Origin of the sequence: Streptomyces cavernae (assembly GCF_004023625.1) — a bacterium.
Classification (GTDB): domain Bacteria; phylum Actinomycetota; class Actinomycetes; order Streptomycetales; family Streptomycetaceae; genus Streptomyces; species Streptomyces cavernae.
The window spans coordinates 230,000-248,558 of sequence record NZ_RPDJ01000015.1; the positions used below are offsets into that span (position 1 = coordinate 230,000).

General features: G+C 69.7%; 13 protein-coding genes and 3 pseudogenes. 8 read left to right on the plus strand and 8 right to left on the minus strand.

Annotation, left to right across the window (positions count from 1 at the left end):
* Window positions 1-10: 10 nt before the first annotated feature.
* Genes EF387_RS25910 through EF387_RS25935 form a run of 6 tightly spaced genes read right to left on the minus strand, consistent with a single transcriptional unit; the run spans window position 11 to window position 7,173 of the window.
* Window positions 11-1,753: a pyruvate dehydrogenase gene (locus tag EF387_RS25910; protein ID WP_128379004.1), complete on the minus strand. Its 1,743-nt coding sequence runs from the start codon at window positions 1,751-1,753 to the stop codon at window positions 11-13.
* Window positions 1,754-1,790: 37 nt separating this feature from the next.
* Window positions 1,791-3,083: an MFS transporter gene (locus EF387_RS25915; RefSeq protein ID WP_128379005.1), complete on the minus strand. Its 1,293-nt coding sequence runs from the start codon at window positions 3,081-3,083 to the stop codon at window positions 1,791-1,793.
* Window positions 3,067-3,612, minus strand: coding sequence for a GNAT family N-acetyltransferase (locus EF387_RS25920; protein WP_128379006.1), 546 nt, complete (start codon window positions 3,610-3,612; stop codon window positions 3,067-3,069). Before EF387_RS25920 ends, EF387_RS25915 begins: the two co-directional genes overlap by 17 nt.
* Window positions 3,609-4,790, minus strand: coding sequence for a type III PLP-dependent enzyme (locus EF387_RS25925; protein WP_238431690.1), 1,182 nt, complete (start codon window positions 4,788-4,790; stop codon window positions 3,609-3,611). The genes EF387_RS25920 and EF387_RS25925 overlap by 4 nt, the downstream gene beginning before the upstream one ends.
* A gap of 8 nt (window positions 4,791-4,798) precedes the next feature.
* The gene (locus EF387_RS25930) at window positions 4,799-6,118 is read right to left on the minus strand and encodes a DUF6271 family protein (protein WP_128379008.1); all 1,320 of its coding nucleotides are present in this window, start codon (window positions 6,116-6,118) and stop codon (window positions 4,799-4,801) included.
* A complete protein-coding gene (locus EF387_RS25935; RefSeq protein WP_128379009.1) occupies window positions 6,100-7,173 on the minus strand; it encodes a phytanoyl-CoA dioxygenase family protein in 1,074 nt (357 codons plus the stop codon). Before EF387_RS25935 ends, EF387_RS25930 begins: the two co-directional genes overlap by 19 nt.
* 384 nt (window positions 7,174-7,557) lie before the next feature.
* On the opposite strand from EF387_RS25935, the gene EF387_RS25940 reads away from it, so the two are divergent.
* Window positions 7,558-9,126, plus strand: a complete 1,569-nt coding sequence (locus EF387_RS25940; protein ID WP_128379010.1) for a glycoside hydrolase family 3 protein — start codon at window positions 7,558-7,560, stop codon at window positions 9,124-9,126.
* Window positions 9,127-9,157: 31 nt separating this feature from the next.
* Here the strand turns inward: EF387_RS25940 and EF387_RS25945 are convergent.
* A pseudogene (locus EF387_RS25945) lies at window positions 9,158-9,499 on the minus strand (TolB family protein); the annotation flags it as partial.
* Here EF387_RS25945 and EF387_RS25950 point away from each other — a divergent pair.
* The 5 genes and pseudogenes from EF387_RS25950 to EF387_RS25970 all read left to right on the plus strand — a co-directional run bounded on the left by EF387_RS25950 (window position 9,479) and on the right by EF387_RS25970 (window position 14,057).
* The gene (locus EF387_RS25950; protein WP_128379011.1) at window positions 9,479-9,793 is read left to right on the plus strand and encodes an SRPBCC family protein; all 315 of its coding nucleotides are present in this window, start codon (window positions 9,479-9,481) and stop codon (window positions 9,791-9,793) included. The pseudogene EF387_RS25945 and the gene EF387_RS25950 sit on opposite strands and share 21 nt — an antisense overlap.
* A 671-nt stretch (window positions 9,794-10,464) precedes the next feature.
* Window positions 10,465-11,997, plus strand: a complete 1,533-nt coding sequence (locus tag EF387_RS25955; protein ID WP_128379012.1) for a DUF1996 domain-containing protein — start codon at window positions 10,465-10,467, stop codon at window positions 11,995-11,997.
* A 37-nt stretch (window positions 11,998-12,034) separates the two neighbouring features.
* A pseudogene (locus EF387_RS25960) lies at window positions 12,035-12,460 on the plus strand (molybdopterin-dependent oxidoreductase); the annotation flags it as partial.
* 2 nt (window positions 12,461-12,462) lie between these two features.
* Window positions 12,463-12,867: a hypothetical protein gene (locus EF387_RS25965; RefSeq protein WP_128379013.1), complete on the plus strand. Its 405-nt coding sequence runs from the start codon at window positions 12,463-12,465 to the stop codon at window positions 12,865-12,867.
* A gap of 186 nt (window positions 12,868-13,053) precedes the next feature.
* Window positions 13,054-14,057: pseudogene (locus EF387_RS25970) on the plus strand (IS5 family transposase).
* 65 nt (window positions 14,058-14,122) lie between these two features.
* On the opposite strand, the gene EF387_RS25975 reads toward EF387_RS25970, so the two are convergent.
* Window positions 14,123-16,384, minus strand: coding sequence for an MMPL family transporter (locus EF387_RS25975; RefSeq protein ID WP_128379014.1), 2,262 nt, complete (start codon window positions 16,382-16,384; stop codon window positions 14,123-14,125).
* 175 nt (window positions 16,385-16,559) lie between these two features.
* Between EF387_RS25975 and EF387_RS25980 the strand changes: the two genes are divergently transcribed.
* Together EF387_RS25980 and EF387_RS25985 are read left to right on the plus strand one after the other, a co-directional pair.
* Window positions 16,560-17,729: a sensor histidine kinase gene (locus EF387_RS25980; RefSeq protein ID WP_128379015.1), complete on the plus strand. Its 1,170-nt coding sequence runs from the start codon at window positions 16,560-16,562 to the stop codon at window positions 17,727-17,729.
* Entirely contained in the window at window positions 17,704-18,366 is a 663-nt protein-coding gene (locus tag EF387_RS25985; protein WP_128379016.1) for a response regulator, read from the plus strand. The genes EF387_RS25980 and EF387_RS25985 overlap by 26 nt, the downstream gene beginning before the upstream one ends.
* Window positions 18,367-18,559 lie beyond the last annotated feature (193 nt).

Below are 18,559 nucleotides of genomic sequence, written 5' to 3' on the forward strand. Positions count from 1 at the left end.
ACGCACGCGTTCAAGGAAGTGGGATGTTGCGCAGGTTGGCCCGGGCGAGATGGACCATGCGGCCCACTCCGCCGGTCAGGACGGCACGGCTCGCCGACAGGGCGAAGCCGGTGAGCTGTTCCGTGGTGATCTTGGGCGGGACGGCGAGCGCGTCGGGGTCGGTGACCACGTCGACCAGCGCGGGCCCGTCGTGGGAGAACGCCTCGCGCAACGCGTCACGCACCTCCGTCGGCTTCTCGACCCGGATGCCGCGGGCTCCGGCCGCGCCGGCGATGGCCGCGTAGTCGGTGTGCGGGTAGGCGGTGCCGTGCGGAGGCAGGCCGTCGACCATCATCTCCAGATCGACCATGCCGAGGGTGGAGTTGTTGAAGACCACCACCTTCACCGGCAGGTCGTACTGCACGAGCGTCAGGAAGTCGCCCATCAGCATGGAGAACCCGCCGTCGCCGGAGAGGGACACCACCTGCCGGCCCCGCTCGAGGAACTGTGCGCCGATGGCCTGCGGCAGCGCGTTGGCCATGGAGCCGTGCACGAAGGAGCCGAGGATGCGGCGTTGCCCGTTCGGAGTGAGGTAACGGGCCGCCCACACACAGCACATACCGGTGTCCACGGTGAACACCGCATCCTCCGCGGCTACTTCGTCGAGCACCGAAGCCACGTACTCCGGATGGATGGGGGTGTGCTTCTCGACGCCCCGGGTGTAGGCGCCTACGGCGCTTTCGAGCGCGTGCACATGGCGGTCCAGCATGCGGTCGAGGAACCGGCGGGAGGGCTTCTCACGCACCGCGGGCGTCAGACACTTCAGCGTCTCGCGTACGTCCCCCCAGACCGCGAAGTCCAACTGGGTCCGCCTGCCGAGCCGTTCGGGCTGGATGTCGATCTGCACGGTCCGCACGTCGCGGGGCAGGAAGTCGGTGTACGGGAAGTCGGTGCCGAGGAGCAGCAACAGGTCGGCCTCGTGCATCGCCTCGTACGCGGCACCGTAGCCGAGCAGTCCGGACATGCCGACGTCGTACGGGTTGTCGTACTGGATGTGTTCCTTGCCGCGCAGGGCGTGTCCGACCGGGGCCTTGACCTTCTCGGCGAAGGCCATCACCTCCGCGTGGGCGCCCTCGACGCCCCGGCCGCAGAAGACCGTCACCTTCTCGGCGGCGTCCACGAGTTGGATCAGCCCGGCCAGTTCCTGGTCGCCCGGGCGGACGGCGGGGCGCTCCAGCGGCATCGCGAGTTCGGCTCCCCGGTCCGGGGAGTGCTCGGCGGCGACGTCCCCTGACAGGGCCACCACCGACACACCGCGCCGGCCGACCGCGTGCTGGATCGCCGTCTGCACCACCCGTGGCATCTGCCTAGGCGTGGAGATCAGCTCCGAGTAGTGGCTGCACTCCTGGAACAGCCGGTCGGGGTGGGTCTCCTGGAAGTAGCCGGTGCCGATCTCGCTGCTGGGGATCTGCGCGGCCAGGGCGACGACGGGTGCCATCGAGCGGTGGGCGTCGAACAGGCCGTTGATGAGGTGCAGATTGCCCGGCCCGCAGGATCCCGCGCAGGCGGCCAGCCTCCCGGTGAGCTGCGCTTCGGCGCCGGCGGCGAAGGCCGCGACCTCCTCGTGGCGGACCTGGATCCAGTCCATGGCGTCATGCCGTCTGACCGCGTCGACCACGGGGTTCAGGCTGTCGCCGACCACGCCGTACATCCGGCGCACACCGGCGCGGGCCAGCAGGTCGACGTACTGCTCGGCAACGGTCTGCTTGGCCATGGTGCTCCTCAGCGGCGGTCCGGGTCATGAGCCGTGGTCAGGCTAGTGAACCGTGGAACCGCAGGGTGGCCCGACAGCGCACGGGTGGCAGCCCGGGAGTGCACGGGCCGGCGTATGCGAAGGGTGCGTCGACCGCCATCCGTGGTCCCACCGGCCCAGCAGGGACGGGCCAGCCAGTCGCCGGCGTCCACCGGATCCGTGTGCTGCACAGGGAGACCACGGCCGCCCCTGCCGCGACCACCGCCAGACCCCACACCAGACTGCTCGAGTTCGCCACGAAGCCGATGAGGGGCGGTCCGGCCAGCAGGCCCGCCGTGCCCATGGCAGCCACCAGGGCCAGTGCGTCCGAGCCCTGTTTCGCCGCGGCCACATAGACGCAAGGAGTCACGGCCGCGCAGCCCAGTCCGACGAGGGCGAACCCGATCAGGGCGGTGGCCACTCCACCGCCCACCAGGGCGAAGGCGAGCCCCGCGGCGGCCAGCGCGCTGCCGAGGAAGACGACGCGCCCGTCGCCCCAGCGGCTGCGCCAGCCGTCGGCGAAGAGGCGGGCCAACACCATCATCCCCGAGACCACGGCGATGCCCATGGGCGCCAACTCCGCTGACGCCTTGGCGACTTCCCTCAGATAGAGGGCGGACCAGTCGTTCATGGCGCCCTCGGTCACGGTGCCGAACACCATGGCACAGCACATCCACAACGTCATGCGGGGCGGCAGGGTCCATCTCCGGCGCTTCTTCTCCGCGGCGGCAGCCTCGGGAGGCGCGTCCTCGGCGAGAAGACTCGGACGGGCGCAGACAGCCAGCAGGACGAGAACGACGGCCGCCACGCCGAAGTGGCCCACCACCGACGAGGTCACCGCGTTCATGCCGGACGCGAGGAGGGCCGCGAGCAGGGACCCCGCGCTGAAGGTCGCATGCAGTCTGGCCATGGCGTTGCGCTCGTGCCGGGTCTCGAGCGCCGCTCCCTGCGCGTTCATGGCGACGTTCAGACACCCCACGAACACGCCGTCGGCGAGGAGAACCAGCAAGGCGACCGGATAGTTGGGCGCCGTGCCCAGGGCCAGGAGCAGCAAGGTCAGGCAGAGCGTCGACGCGAGCGCCAGCCGTGCGGAGCCCAGCCGTCTCATCAGTACCGGCACCAGGGGAAAGGACGCGACCGCGCCGATCCCCGCCGCCATCAGCAGCACCCCCACCTCGGCCGCGGTCAGCCCGAGGTCCGCCTTGATCGCGGGAATCCGTGCGGCCCAGGTGGCGTACTGGAAGCCGAGAGAACAGAAGAGCGCGGCGATCGCCAACTGCCCGCGAAGGAAGGGGTCATGGACACGGAACAAGGAGATCAGCTCGCTTCGTCGCCTTGGACATGTAGACGGCGTGCGTGCCGTATCCGCCGGGAGAGATCCCCGGGTGCGCGGTGAATCCGCGCGCCGACCAGAACGGCTCGGTGCGGCCGACGGCGATCAGTGAGATCCGCTCGTCCTCACGCGAACTCGCCGTCAGAGTGAGGTGGTTCAGCAGGTGGTGCGCCAGCCCTCTGCCCCGAAGGCGCTCCGTGATGACGAGGTCGTGGAGATGCAGATTGCGCGAGGGAGGCGAGGAGGCCGCCGCCTCCTCCGCCGCCGTCTCCTCCACCCGCTGCAGGTCCGGGTACCGGAAGGCCGGATACGGCAGTGCCAGCAGATATCCGGCCGGCCGTGCACCGACGTCCAGGACGAAACACGTGCTCGGCGAGGCGTCCGCCCTGGACCTCAGCGCCGCACGGCCCTCCGACAGGCCGAGACCGGCGTAGGCACGGGACTCCATCGCCACGATGGCGTCCCAGTCGGCCTCGGCGATGTGGCGTATGCGGATGTCGTCGCTCACGGGCGCCCCTCTGTCGCCCAGGTGTACGGAAGCGGGTCGAAACCGTTGAAGCCCTGGGTCATGTAGCTGATCGCGTAGGCGCCGCTGGACAACACCCAGACCGGATCCCCCGACGCCAGGTCCTTGGGTACCTGGACGAGACCGTGCTCATGCGGATAGGCGTCGTCGCTGTCGCAGGTGGGACCCGCGACGACGGCGGGGACGTACTCTTCGGCGTCACGGTGTGTGGGGAACACGAGCGGGTACTGCAGCGCGTCCATCTCGTAGAGGCCGTTGAACTTGCCGCAACTCAGGTAGAGCCAGTACTGACGCTCGCCGTTCGGTCGCCGCCGCTCGGGCATCCGCGCCACATGGGCCCGGATGGCTCCGTGGTCGGCGACCAGATGACGCCCCGGCTCCATGACGAACTCGAGGTGGTCCCCATGGACGTCCCTGAGGTATCGCATTCCCTCGCGGATCACGGCGAAGATCTTGTCCATCGGGGGGTCCAGCGGCGTTCCGTGACGGTCGAGGTAGCCGAGTGCCGGCAGTCCGCCGCCGAGGTTGACGTGGTCCAGGGTCATCCCCCGCCGGCCCAGGGCGGTCAGGACGTCGGCGAGTGACTCGACGGCGTCGTGCCAGGCGTCCGCGGTCATCTGCTGGGAGCCGACGTGCACGGACAGGCCCGACGGCTCAAGCCCCTTGTCCCGTGCCGATTCCAGCACCCGCACCGCGTCGGCGGGCGAACAGCCGAACTTGTTGCTGAGGCCCCAGAGCGCCCCTTCCCCACTGGTCGCCAGTCTGCAGAACACCCGGGCACCAGGGGCGTGGACCGCGAGGGCGGCCACGTCCTCCAGGCTGTCGGTCGCGAAGTCCCTGATCCCGAGACGATGGGCTTCGGCGATGTCCCGGTCGGACTTGACGGTGTTGCCGTAGTGCATCCTGGCGGCCGGCACACCGGCCCGCAGCGCCTGCTCCAGTTCACGGGGGCTCGCCCCGTCCACTCCGGCGCCCTTCCCGGCCAGGCACGAGAGGACCTCGTCCACCGGACAGGCCTTCATGGCGAAACGGACCGCGACTCCGGGCAGTTCCTGCCGCAGCGCCTCGTAGCGGTCCTCGATTCCGGTCAGGTCGAAGACGATCCGGTCCTCGGTGGCGGCCGCGAGTGCGGCGAGCAAGGGCGAGGACCCCTGTGTCATGGCCGTGCTCATTCCGGCTGCCCGGGCGCCGGGTGTACGGGAGCGAGCCGGGCCGCGCCGACCAGCGACGCCCATGCCTCCACCAGCAGCGCGAAGTCCTCGATGTCGCTGCGCGCTTCGTCGAGGAGGCGTTCGCGGCGCCAGGCCAGGAGGTCGGCGAACGTGGCGTATCTGCCGCCGAGTTTCCGGTACGCGGCGTCGAGGACGTCCAGGCGCTGGACGTTCTCGCCGGTGTCGAGACGTGTGCTCTCCCGCGCCAGCCGGGCGACGGCCAGGGCACTCACCTGCCCACGCTCGTCGAGCAACGACGCACCGGCCCGGCCCATCCCGTCGTAGATGAAGTTGAAGTAGAGCATCGACAGCAGGAACTTGACGAAGCGCATCTGGTACGCCATGAACCCGGAGTCGGTGCGTCGTTCACCGGTGTAGTAGTTGACGATGTTCCGGTTGTGCAGAACGCCCGGCAGCGCGGCGTCGTGGACCAGGTGGATCAGGAAGTAGTCACTGCCGATCGTGTCGGTCGCGGGTGGCAGCGGTACGCGTTCGTGCACCCCGTGGAAGCTGATGTTGCACATGTCCACGCGCATGGGGTCAACCAGGCTGAGGGAGCTGTGGTCGCGGACGAACGCCTCCGAGCCCGCTCCCCGGAAGGACTCCTCGACGAGTTGCCTCTTCTGCTCGTCCGACCAGTGGAACGGCGCCCAGAGACTGACCATGTCGTGGTAGACATCGTTGTCTCGTCGGTGGATCTCGGCGATGTCCACGGAGAGTTCACCCACGAAGGAGCTCCCGACCATCGCGACGCGTTTGTCCGCGTGCCGCGCGGCCAGTCCGTTCTCGGTGACGTCGTGCGCGGCGTCGCCCGCACGCCTGCCGAGCGACAGGAGTTCGTGATGGACGGGAAAGATCGTCTCGCCGTTCACGACCTGGTACCGGCTGTCGGAGTCCCGGCGGTGAACGGACTCGCAGCCGAGCGCGACGCCGATCAGGAAGGCACGGTTGGTGCAGGCGCCGTAGGAGACGTCGACCGGAAGCATCAGATCCAGCAGCAGTTCGGGCTTCATGGCCCCGGCTCCGCCGATCACCCGCTGGAGGAAGTCCCGCTGCTCCACCTCGCTCAAGTGATGGACCACGATGCGCGGGTTGCTGGGAAGGCGGCGCACGGCCTCGGCATGCTCGGCGTAGGCGGGCGCGTCGCAGGAGTCGAGGATCAGCAGGTGGACCTCGACGTCGAAGGATTCGGCGGCGTAGGCCGCTTCCTCACCGACAGCCGCGATCGTCGCGGAGCACGGCCGGTTGGTGGGCAGGGTCAGACATATTCGGCGCATGTCTCTTCCCCCACCGGATCGACCACCTCGTCCAGGTCGGCACCGCGCCAGGACGTCCGCCCGAGCAGCCGCGCACCGAGTTCGTCGAGTTCGGCCCTGCCGTACCGCAGGGATTCGTGCCGCGTGGCGTCACCGAGCAGAGTCGCGTTCCAGTCCGGCGTGCTCAGCGTGCGCCAGGACTCGACCCGGGAACGCCTGAGCTGCTGATGGGTCTCCAGAGCCGGCATCATCGACAGGTACTGGGCCACTCGTACCCCGTTCTCGGAGGTGTTGGGCGCCACGCCGTGCGCCAGCAGACCGTTGAAGATCAGCAGATCGCCGGCCTGGAGCTCCGGTCGCACCACCGGGAACTCCGCGCGGTCGATCCTGGGCCGGATCGGGTCGCGGTCGTCGGGCTGGAGCGCCTTCCACCGGTCGAACCGCCTGAACAGTTCGGGGCAGCACTGGAATCCGCCGAGTTCCGGCCTGGTGTCGTTCAGGGCGATGATCCCCTGGACCCGCTGCGGCAGTACCCCGAGCGTGGTGTCGACATCCCAGTGGAGCTCGATGTCGAACCCCTCCTCCGTGCGCGGGATCAGCGCCCGGTCACGGTTCTTGACGTTGGGCGGGTTCAGGTTGAGCCGGTCGAGCGTCACCCACAGTTCTTCGCAGTCCCATACGTCGACGAACGCGTCGTAGACCCGCTGTGTCTGGCGGCTGTCCCACATGAGCTGGTGGTGGTAGGCCTCGACGAACCCGTAGATGTGCAGTTCACGGTCCAGGTCCGAGCGGTACTCGCGGTCCTCGTACCAGGTGTCCGGACGGTCGGGGTCGAGCCCTTGGAAATCCCAGGCGAAGTCCAGCAGACGTCGGGCCGACGAGGCGGGGATCGCCTGTTTCACCACGACGTAGCCGTACGTCTGCCAGAAGGCGAAGTCCTCCTCGGACAGGACTCGGAGCGGGCGGGTCTTCTTCAGGTCCCGCAGGGGAGTGGGGGCCAGGTAGGTTTCGCCGTCCGAGCTGAAGTAGGGGACGTCCGACGGGGCTCGATGGAGGAAACGGTCAGGCATTGGCATTGCTGTTGCTCCAGGCCTTGATCTTGTACCGGTGACTCCCGGCCGGGAGTCACCAACTGCGCGGTGTCAGGGGGGTTGTTGGCAGGAACACGACGGGTGCCTCGTCGCCCGAAGGGTGGTGGACGTTCCCGCAGGGTCGCTGCACCACGTGCCACACCAGCCCCTTCGAACTCGCGTACCGCAAACTTGGACTAGACCAACTCGCGTTGTCAAACATGCGAGTTGAGCGCGTGTCGCTGTCAAGTTGGCTGGAACCGGACCAACTTGACATGACCGGTTAGCCTGAGCGGAGACTGATTGGTCTGTACCAAATGGGAACCCCATGCCGTCGACCCGAGACGTCCGCGGCATGGACGCGCGAGCTCTATCCGAAAGGCGCACTCGATGCTCTCCAGCAAGAACAGCAAGGAGGTGCGCCGGCTGGCGCTCTCCGTCCTGCAGCCGGGGTTCGTGGGTACCGAGGCGCCGGAGTGGGTACTGCGAAAGATCGGTGACGGGCTGGCATCCGTCGTGCTCTTCGGCCGCAACATCGTCTCGCTGGAACAGGTTGCCCGGCTGACCGGACAACTTCGTGCGGAGAACCCCGAGTTGATCATCGCGATCGACGAGGAGGCCGGCGACGTCACCCGGATCGAATCCGCGACCGGCTCCACCAGGCCGGGCAACTTCGCCCTGGGAACGGTCGACGACAGTGACCTGACCGAGGCCGTGGCCGCCGATCTGGGACGCCAGCTGCACTCGGCCGGGATCAGCCTCGACTACGCGCCCAGCGCGGACGTCAACTCCAACCCCGACAACCCGATCATCGGGGTCAGGTCCTTCGGCGTCGACCCCAAGGTGGTGTCCCGGCATACCGCCGCCTGGATCCGGGGCCTCCAGTCGGGCGGGGTCGCCGCCTGCGCCAAGCACTTCCCCGGTCATGGCGACGTCGCTGTCGACTCCCACCATGGTCTGCCCACCTACGGCGCGGGCCGCGAACAGATCGCCGCCGAGGCCCTGCCCCCGTTCCGCGCCGCCGTGCAGGCGGGCGTGCGCGCGGTGATGACCGGCCACCTCCTGGTCCCCGCCTACGACCCCGACCTGCCCGCCACGCTCAGCCGGCGCATCCTGCTCCAACTCCTGCGCGAGGAGCTCGAGTTCGACGGCCTGATCGTCACGGACGCCATCGAGATGGGAGCAGTGGCCGACCGCTACGGGATCGGCGGGGCCACGGTGAGGGCCGTCGCCGCCGGTGCCGACGCCGTCTGTGTCGGCGGCGAGAACGCCGAGGAGACCACCGCCCGTATGCTCACCGACGCTCTCGTCGCCGCCGTCGGATCCGGGGAGCTCACCGAGGAACGACTCCAAGAGGCGGCCGGCCGCGTCCGGGAGTTCGCGTCCTGGTCGTCGGGCCTGGGCACGACCGGCCCCCTCGGCACCGACGGCACCGACCGCTCTGGCACCGGCCTTACGGCCACCCCCACCGACATCGGCTTTACGGCCGCCCGCCGGGCCATCCGGCTGGCCGGAGCCGCACAGCATGCGCTGCCCCTGTCCGCCGCGCCGCACGTGGTGGAGCTGGTGCCCACCACCAACCTGGCCATCGGCAAGGAGACCCCCTGGGGTGTCGCCGGCCCGCTGGGTGAGCGACTGCCCGGAACCACCTCCGTCCGGGTGCACCAGGAGCTGAGTTCCCGGGCCACCGCCCTGCGGACACAGGCGCTGGGGCCCGCCTCGGGACGTCCCCTGGTCGTCGTCGTCCGGGACGCCTCCCGCCACGCCTGGATGGCGCAGGCCCTCGGGGACCTCGTCGCGGCCCGTCCCGACGCGATCGTCGTGGAGATGGGCCTGCCCGGCACCCCCGTCCCGGGAGTCGTACAGATCTTCACGCACGGCGCCACGACCGCCTCCGGGGTGGCGGCGGCGGAAGTCCTGGCGGGTGTCCGTCAGCCCGCCGTCTCTGAGCGGGGGTGAGCCGGCACTCGCCGTACCCCGCCCCGGCCTGTCACCCCAGGTATGCGGGGGCGACAGCCGAAGTCATCAGCCGGCGGGCCGTGCCGGTGCCGTCGGCGCGGATGGTCCACAGGTCCGAGCCGTAGTCGCCGGGGAGGGCGTAGACGAGGATTGAGCCGTCGGCCCACCGGGCCTGGTCGTCGATGTTGCGCTGCTCGGCGGTCGGGGTCTCCTTCAGGGTGCGCACGTTGAGGACGTACAGCCGCCAGGGGGCGTCGGGCGAGGCTCCCTTGAGGCGTTTCCTGTACGCGGTCCGGGTACCGTCGGGCGAGAGTGAGGGGCATTCGACGTTGCGGTGGAGGGTGGTGAGGGTGTGTGCGGCGACGTCGCCGCGGCTACTCAACGCTGCGATCCGCCCGAGGGATTCGGTGCGACGTGGGAGTACGACGGTGACGTCAGCTGGATCGAGCCGCGGCTGACCGAGGCCCCCGAGGGCGGGACCCGCTTCGAGCTCGACCACATCATGCGTGTGGACGACAACGCGCGCTGGGCGGAGTTCGGCCCCGGCGCGGTCGGCATCGGCTGGGAGATGGGCCTCGTGGGCTCACGCTCCACCTCCGGACCGGGGCATCCGTGGACCCGAAGGAGGCCATGGCCTGGTTCGGGAGTGAGGAGGGGCGCCGCTTAGGGCTTGCCGATAAATAATTCGTCGGCGAGCATCGCTCCTGAGCTGCGGTGTCAAGACCCGGAGCACGCAGGTTATTTCCCGGCAAGCCCTTAGGGGTCCTTTCACTATGCCCGCCCGGGTCGCGTGGTCTGGCACCGCTCCCCCAAGCTCTCGGCTGCGCTCGAGCAGGGGGCACCCCCATCGCCGCGTTGCCAAAAGGTCCTAGTAGCTCCGCTACGAGGACCTTCCGGCGCCTTGCGATGCACGGCACCAGTCCGGCGAAGGAGTGAGTCCTCCGGCCGCCCTGCTGTGGTGCGGGGGCACGTCATCCGGTCCGGAGGCGGACGCCCCGGCACCTCGACGGGCAGGTCATTGGGGCAGCCGCCCCGAAGAGGCGGACAGGGCCGACGCCGCGAATCCTTACGAGACCCTGACGAGGCACCCCAAGTCCTCTCACGCGCTTGTCCCATCCGTAACTCTGGTGACGAAGTCACACCAGGGTGGCGGGACTTGAGGACTCCTGCGAACCATCAGTGATCAAGTGCAGCACTGGGCCGGTTTCCACGAACCCCGTCGAGCCTTCTCTGTCGGGCTCGCCCGGGACGCCCCACGCCGGCCGCACCCGGAGTTGATCCGATGCCGGCGCAGGTGCCCGTGACTTCGGCAGGCAAGCAATCTCAGAGGAGTCGGCAATGCGACGCAACACGCGCAAGCGATCGAAGACGACCCGCCGGGCCATCGCCGCTCTGGCGGCGACCGCCCTCGGGGCAGGGGGACTGGTGGCGGCGAATGTGTATGCCTCGGCCGGTGAGAACGGTGGTGGCAACACCACCAAGAGTTCGCCCCAGGACCAAGCGAACCAAGTCCTTGCGGCGGGGGCCACCACCATCGACTGTCCCGATGTCGGCAACCGGCTGCGGCAGGTGCCTGACCAAGCCAGGGCCGAGGTCGACAGGGAGCTCGCGCTGCTGGACCAGCAAGTCGCGGATGCCTACCAGCGGTTGCAGAACTCGGCCCAGGCCATACGGCAGGACGGCAACTTCGCCGACAACGCCATCATGGGCCCGCTCCAGGACAAGCGGACCGCGACCATCGACCGCATCGCGATCGCCATCGGCCGTACGGCCGACCGGCCGCAGGGCCTTGAGTCCCTCGCGGCCTGCACGCTCCGTGCCGCCGGAGACCAGGCGGACACCGGTAACGGCGAGGGCGGCGAGAGTCAGAACGGGCAGGGCCCAGGCCAGGGCGAAGGTCAGGGCCAGGACCAGGGGAACGGGCAAGAGGAGCCCGGCAACAACGGGCAGGCCGGAAACGGTCCGGTCGCCGCCGACTTCGTGGACATCACCACCGTCCAGCCCAACGTCAACAGCTCGCAGCGGCAACAGAACGCCTCGCTCGGCAAGTTCACCACCGACTGCGGAGTGAACGCGAACAAGCTGTACAACACCGACAACATCATCGTCGCCCCCGGTGTGGAGAACGGGGCGCACCACACGCACGACTACGTCGGTAACCAGGCGAACGATGCCTTCGCCGACAACGAGGACTTCGCGGCGGGCGAGACGACCTGCCAGAACCAGGGTGACAAGTCGTCCTACTACTGGCCGGTTCTCCGGCTGCAGGACGGCACCCGGGAGTTCGACGCCGACCAGCCGGGCGGTGGCGCCGAGGGCAACGCCGGCAGGATCCTCACGGCCTCGCAGGTGACGCTGGAGTACGTGGGCAATCCGAGCAGCGAGGTCGTGGCGATGCCCAAGTTCCTGCGGATCATCACCGGAGACGCCAAGGCGTTCACCAACGGAACGGCCAATGCCAACGCCGCATGGAGCTGCACGGGCTTCGAGGACCGGCAGCTGACGGACAAGTACCCGATCTGTCCCGAGGGCAGCAGCGTCGTCCGGACATCCAAGTTCCAGAGCTGCTGGGACGGCCAGAACGTCGACAGCGCCAACCACCGTGATCATGTCGCGTTCGCCGACCCGGCAACCGGTGCCTGCCCGAACGGCTTCAAGGCCATTCCGCAGCTGGTGCAGCGCCTGGTGTACGACGTGGACGCGCCCAGTATGAACGACAACGGCCGGTCGAGCGCTTTTTACGCGGTGGACGGCTTCCCGGAGCAGATGCACAAGCCGATCACCGACCACGGAGACTTCGTCAACGTCTTCGACGAGCAGCTGATGAACACCATGGTCGAGTGCATCAACACCGGCCGGGAGTGCCAGTGACCGTGACGCGCTGAGCCGTCGGGGGGCCTGCCTCGCCAAGCGGTTGTCGGTGGCTGTCCTGGTCGCCGCGGCTGTCTTCGAGGTGTCCACCGGCCTGCTGAACACCGTCCAGTGGTATCCGTGGCCGTTCTCCTTCGTGCCGGTGCACTATGCCGTGGCCTGGCTGCTGGCGGGGGCGCTGATGCTGCACATCGCGGTCAAGGCGCCCGAGATCCTGGCCCATTGGAACCGCCGGTCACCGGGCACACTGGCCCTGCCGGCGGAGGAGGCGGCCGACCGGCGTTCGCTGCTGACCGCGGTGGCCGCCGCGGTGGGGGCGGTCACCGTGACCACGGTGGGCCAGTCCTTCACCCCTCTGAAGGATCTCGTTCTGTTCGCGCCGCGCCATCCGGACCACGGCCCGCAAGGTCTGCCGGTCAACCGGACCGCCGCCGCAGCCGGGGTCGGACTGATTTTGGCCGAGCCGTGAGCGTCGTGCGCGTGCTGTCCGGCGTGGCCGGTGCGGCGCTGATGGGCGTCGGCGTTTGCCTGCTGCTGGACGTGCGCGACCTGACGGGTGTGCTGGTCTGGCTGGGCGGGGCCGTGGTGCTGCACGACGCGCTGATCGCGCCGCTGGTCCTGCTCGTCGGGCTGGTGCTGGTACGGGTTGGTGCGCGTGGGCCGCTGCGGGGTGCGTTGTTGGTCGCGGGCGCGTTGACGGCGGTGGCGCTGCCGGTGCTGCTGCGCCCGGGGAAGCCGGCCAACTCCTCGGCCCTGCCGTTGGATTACCCGCGCAACTGGCTCCTGGCGCTGGTGGCGGTGGCGGTGGCGACGGTCTTCGTGCTGGCCGTGCGGGCAATCAGCCGCATCCGGCGGCGGCCACGTTCGTAAGGGGTCCTTGCACTATGCCCGCCCGGGTCGACGTGGTCTGGCACCGCTCCCCCAAGCTCTCGGCTGCGCTCGAGCAGGGGGACCCCCATCGCCGCGTTGCCGAAAAGCCCTAGGGCGCGTATCGAGTCGTGATCAATTTGCGGGATGTGCCTTCGTGGCACGGTCCGGTCCGATAGACGGTCTTACGTGACGCGAGTGCAACTGACCGATCTGGATTGGGAGTTCATCGAGCCGTACCTGCCGATCGGCGAGTACGGCCCGTACCCCGAGCGACTGCGGCAGCAGTTCGAGGGCGTGATCTGGCGGTTCAAGACGGGCGGGCAGTGGCGGGAGATGCCGACGGAGTTCGGCGCCTGGTCGACCGTCCACAACCGCTTCCGGCAGTGGCGTGACGCCGGCGTCTTCGAGGCCCTGCTGGAGGGCCTGATCACGATAGCCGCGAAGCGGGGTGAGGTGGACCTGCCCCTGGTCAGCATCGACTCCACCACCGCCCGAGCCCACCACGACGCGGCCGGGATGCACCTCGCCGAGGACGTCGTCACCGCCCTGGAGAAAGCCGCGGCCGAGGAGGAGAAGGCCAGGTCAAAGGGGGCGGCCTCGAAGAGTGAAACGGGCAAGAGACCGAAAGTGATCCCGCGCTGGAAGAACGACGACGCATCCGGCGTCGGCGGAAACTCCGGCTGAAGGCCGCCCTCCTCGGACGCTCCAGAGGCGGGCAGACCAGCAAGGTCTACCTCGCCGCCGACCGCAAGTGCCGCCCGCTGGCGTTCATCCTGACCACAGGCCAGGCAGCGGACAGCCCGCAGTTCATCCCCGTCCTGAAGAAGGTACGGGCACGCGGGCCCGTCGGTCGACCCCGCATCCGGCCGGACGCGGTCGCCGGGGACAAGGCGTATTCGTCCCGCGGAAACCGCGCCCACCTGCGCAAACGCCGTATCAAGGCGGTCATCCCGGAGAAGAAGGACCAGGCCGCCAACCGGAAGAAGAAGGGCTCCAGAGGTGGCCGACCCGTCAGCCACGACGCCAATCTCTACAAGGAGCGGAACACCGTCGAACGCCTGATCAACAAGCTCAAAGCATGGCGAGGCATCGCCACCCGATACGACAGGACTCCCGACAGCTACCTCGCCGGTCTCCACCTGCGCGCCTCGATGATCTGGATCAAGGACCTCACCAGGACCACCCGATGATCACGACTCGATATGTCCCTAGGTGACGCGCTGAGGCCGGACGCCAAGGGCGGGCAGGAGTTGAGTCAACGGTCAACCAGCCGTGGACGCGGGGCCTCACCCGTGGATTCCGCGTCGGTGCCGACCGGGCCGCGGGGAAGCATCCGGTCCAGCCACTTCGGCAGCCACCAGTTGGTCCGGCCGAGGAGTGTCATGGTCGCCGGTACCAGCACCATGCGTACGACCGTGGCGTCGATGAAGATCGCGGTGGCCAGGCCGAGCCCGAACATTTTGGTGGAGGGGTCCTCGGCGACGGCGAAGGACAAGAAGACCGCCACCATGATGAGGGCGGCCGAGGTGATGATCCGGGCGGTGCCCGAGACGCCCTCAACGATCGCCGTGCCGTTGTCGCCGGTGCGCAGGTACTCCTCGCGTACGCGGGAGAGGAGGAACACCTCGTAGTCCATCGACAGGCCGAACAGGATGGCGAAGAGGAACATCGGGATGAACGACACGATCGGAACCGTCGCTTCCAGCCCGATGAGTGCGCCTCCCCAGCCCCACTGGAAGACCGCGACCATGATGCCGTAGGCCGCGCCGATGCTCAGCAGATTCAGCAGTACCGCCTTGAGCGGTACGAGTATCGAGCGGAAGACCAGCATCAGCAGCAGGAACGACATCGCCAGCACGGCGGCGACGAACACCGGCAGGCGTTGGCTGGTGCGTTGGCCCACATCGGACAGGCTCGCGGCGGCGCCGCCGACGTGGGCCCTGGCCGGGCCGTCCCCGATCGCCGCGGGCAGCACGTCCGTGCGCAGCCGGGCGATGGTGTCGGCCGTGGCCTTGTCCTGAGGGCTGGTGGTCGGGAACACCACGAGGGTCGCGATGCCGGTGGCCCGATCGATGTGCGTCGGCGCGACGGATGCGATGCCCGGATCCGCCGCGACCGCCCCGACGAGTCGGTCCAGCACTCCCGGATCACCGGCGGGGTCCGCGGCGATGACGAGGGGACCGTTGGTGCCCGGGCCGAAGCCCTCGGCGACGAGATCGTAGGCCCGACGCTCGGTACGGCTCTGCGGCAGTGAGCCGTCGTCGGGCAGGCCGACGCGCAGACCGAGCACGGGCAGCGTCGCGGTCAGCAGCAGCCCCGCCGCGCCGACCGCGTACGGCACCGGGTACCGGCTGACGTGCCCGATCCAGCGACGCCACCCGGCGGCGTCGGCGGCGCCTGCCGCCGGGTCCTGCCGCCGTGCGAGTCGGCCCAGCTTCCTGGTCTGCAGAGCCCGGCCGACCCGGCTGGCCCGGGCCAGGCGTGGGCCGGCGGCGCCGAGGAAGGCCGGCAGCAGCGTCACCGACGCGACCACCATGGTCAGAACGACGATCGAGACGGCGAGCCCGCCCACCGTCATGAACGGTACGTTCGCGACCGCCAGGCCGAGGATCGATACGACGACGGTGCCGCCGGCGAAGACCACGGGCCTCCCCGCCGTGGCCACCGCTCGCCCCGCCGCCTCGCGGGGATCGAGCCCGCGCGCGAGGTACTCCCGGTGCCTGGCGAGCACGAACAGCGCGTAGTCGATGCCCACTCCGAGCCCGACCATGCTGCCCAGGACAGGGGCGAAGGTCGGGACGTCCGTCACCCCCGCCAGTACCGTCATCGTGGCAACCCCGACGGTCAGCCCGAAGACCGCCATGCCGATCGGCAGCGCGGCCGCGACGAGCGAACCGAACGCCAGGAACAGGATCGCCGCCGCGGCGAGGAGGCCGATCAGCTCGCTCACGCCGCCGTCGGAGCCGGAGAAGGCGTAGAAGAGGTTCCCGCCCATCTCGATGCGCAGGGGCAGTTCGGCGCGCAGCCGGTCGCCGAGACCGACGAGGGCGTCGAGGTCTTCGGCCGACAGCCGGCTCTGGTCGGGGTACTGCACCCGGACGACCGCGATCCGCCCGTCGGCCGAGACGAGGCCGCCGCGCACGGCCTTTCCCCCGCCTGCGTCGAGTGCCCCAGCCGGGTCGCTCGTGCCGAGCACGTGCGGCAGCCGCTTCACCTCGGTCTGCAGCCGCGTGAGAGCGGTGCGCGCGCTGTCGTGGTCGAAGAACGTCGCAGCGCCGTCGAGGGGGGTGACGACCACTTGGGCGGTCATCCCCTCCTGGCCGGTGCCGGCCCGCTCGATCAGTTCCGCGGCCCGTTGGGAGTCCAGTCCCGGAGCGGTCATCGAGTCCGCGGTCCGCCCGCCGATGGCGATCGCGGCGAGGACGGCGAGCGTGGCGGCGACCAGCCATGCCGCGATCACCCGCCAGGGATGGCGGGCGGCACTTGCGCCCAGGCGCAACAGGGCTTTCGAGAGCATCGGGTCCTCCAACCACCTCGTCGGCCGTCCTTGTACGGCCGCCGATGCCGAGGTTCGTCGCCACGAGACTCTGCGGCATCGGCTCGCGGGCCGCGGATCCATCGGCCCCAGGGCGGAGTGACGCCCCGTCCTTTCGGCCGATGCGCGGCACGGCTCGGTCCCTAGGCTGAGAACCGTGCTCAGAGACGACCTGCGAACCCTGTGGACCGAACCCCGGCCGCCCGACGCGCCCGCCCGGGTGTGGCGGGACTGGGCGCTGCTCGCCGCGGGCCTGGGCGGTGTGGTGCTGGAGGCCACCCTGCGCGAGAACGTCGTGTGGCGGCCGGTGGCGGTGGTGTTGGCGGTATGGCTGTGCCTGCTGCCCCTGTGGCGCCGGACCCGCCCGCTGGCGATGGTCACGCTGGCGTTCGGTTCGGTGGTGCTGCTCCCGGTGGCCTCGCTCGTCGCCGCACCGCGCGAGCCCGTCGGCCTGGACACCGGCGCGGTCGTGCTCGTGCTGGTGTACGCGCTGCTCCGGTGGGGATCGGGACGCGAGATCGTGCTGGGCGGCGCGGTGATCCTCGCGGTCGGCGCGCTGTGTGTCGTCACGTACGAGAGCCCGGTCGTCGAAAAGGTCGTGGGCTTCGTCTTCCTGCTGCTGCCCGGCGTGGTCGGGGCCGCCGTGCGGTTCTGGGGGACCGCTCGCGAGCGGCAGTTGGAGCAGGTACGGTCCCGCGAGCGTGAGCAGCTCGCCCGGGAACTGCACGACACGGTGGCCCACCACGTGTCGGCCATGGTGATCATCGCCCAGGCGGGCCGAGTGCTCGCGGACACCGACCCGTCCGCCGCCGTCGAGGCGCTGGAGGGGGTCGAGGAGGAAGGGGCGCGCACGCTGGAGGAAATGCGCGCCATGGTCGCCGCGCTGCGCGACCGCGGGGTCGGCGCCGAGCTGGCGCCCCCCGCCGGAGTCGCGGATCTGGAGCGCCTGGTGCGCACCCCGGGTGGCCGCCTCAGGGTCGACCTGGGGCTCGACGGCGAACTGGACACGCTGCCCCCGGCCGTGGACGCGGCCGTCTACCGGATCGTGCAGGAGTCGGTGACCAACGCCATGCGCCATGCGGTCGACGCGACCGAGCTCGTCGTACGGGTCGCCGCGGAACGGCACACGGTACGCGTGAGCGTGCGCGACAACGGCCGGCGCACCGGCCGGGGTCGCGACGGATACGGACTTACCGGACTGCGCGAGCGCGCGACCCTGCTCGGCGGCAAACTACAAGCCGGCCCCGGCGCCGACCAGGGCTGGCATGTCGACGCCGAACTGCCGAGAGCGAGGAGCGACCGTGTCCATTCGCGTCCTCGTCGCTGACGACCAGACGATCATCCGCACCGGGTTGCGGATCATGCTGAACGCCCAGCCCGGAATCGAGGTGGTCGGCGAGGCCGCCGACGGACGCGAAGCGGTACGTCTGGCCCGCGAACTGCGCCCCGACGTCTGCCTGTTCGACATCCGCATGCCCGTACTCGACGGGCTCGAGGCCACCCAGCTGATCGCCGGCCCGGGCGTCGCCGACCCGCTGGCCGTGGTCGTCATCACCACGTTCGACCTCGACGAGTACGTCTACGGCTCACTGCGTGCCGGCGCCCGCGGATTCCTCCTCAAGGACACGGGACCAGAACTTCTGGCGCAGGCCGTGCGGTCGGCGTCCGACGGTGAGGCGCTCATCGCGCCCAGCGTCACCGTCCGTCTGCTCCAGGCATTCGCGGACCTGCCCGCCGGCCGTCCCGCGGCCCAGCCGGTCTCCCCCGTCACCGCCCGCGAGGAGCAGGTGCTCCTCGCCGTCGCCCGCGGGCTGACCAACACCGAGATCGCCGACGCGCTGCACATCAGCCTCAGCACGGTGAAGACGCATCTGGCCAGCCTGATGGCCAAACTCGGCGCCCGCAACCGGGTCGAGATCGCGATGTGGGCCTACGAAACGCGCCGTATCCTCCCCGGAACCTGAGCTGGGTGCCGGGCCATGTCCCATGAGTCCCCGCCCGGACATCAGTGCACCGGTCGGCTCACGTCGGCTCCACGTGCCTCACCCGCCCCAGAGCGTGACGTACCAGGAGGCCGGAACTGGGACGGTGAGACACCCGTACGACAAGACTCCCGACAGCTACCTCGCCAGTCTCCACCTGCACGCCTCAATGATC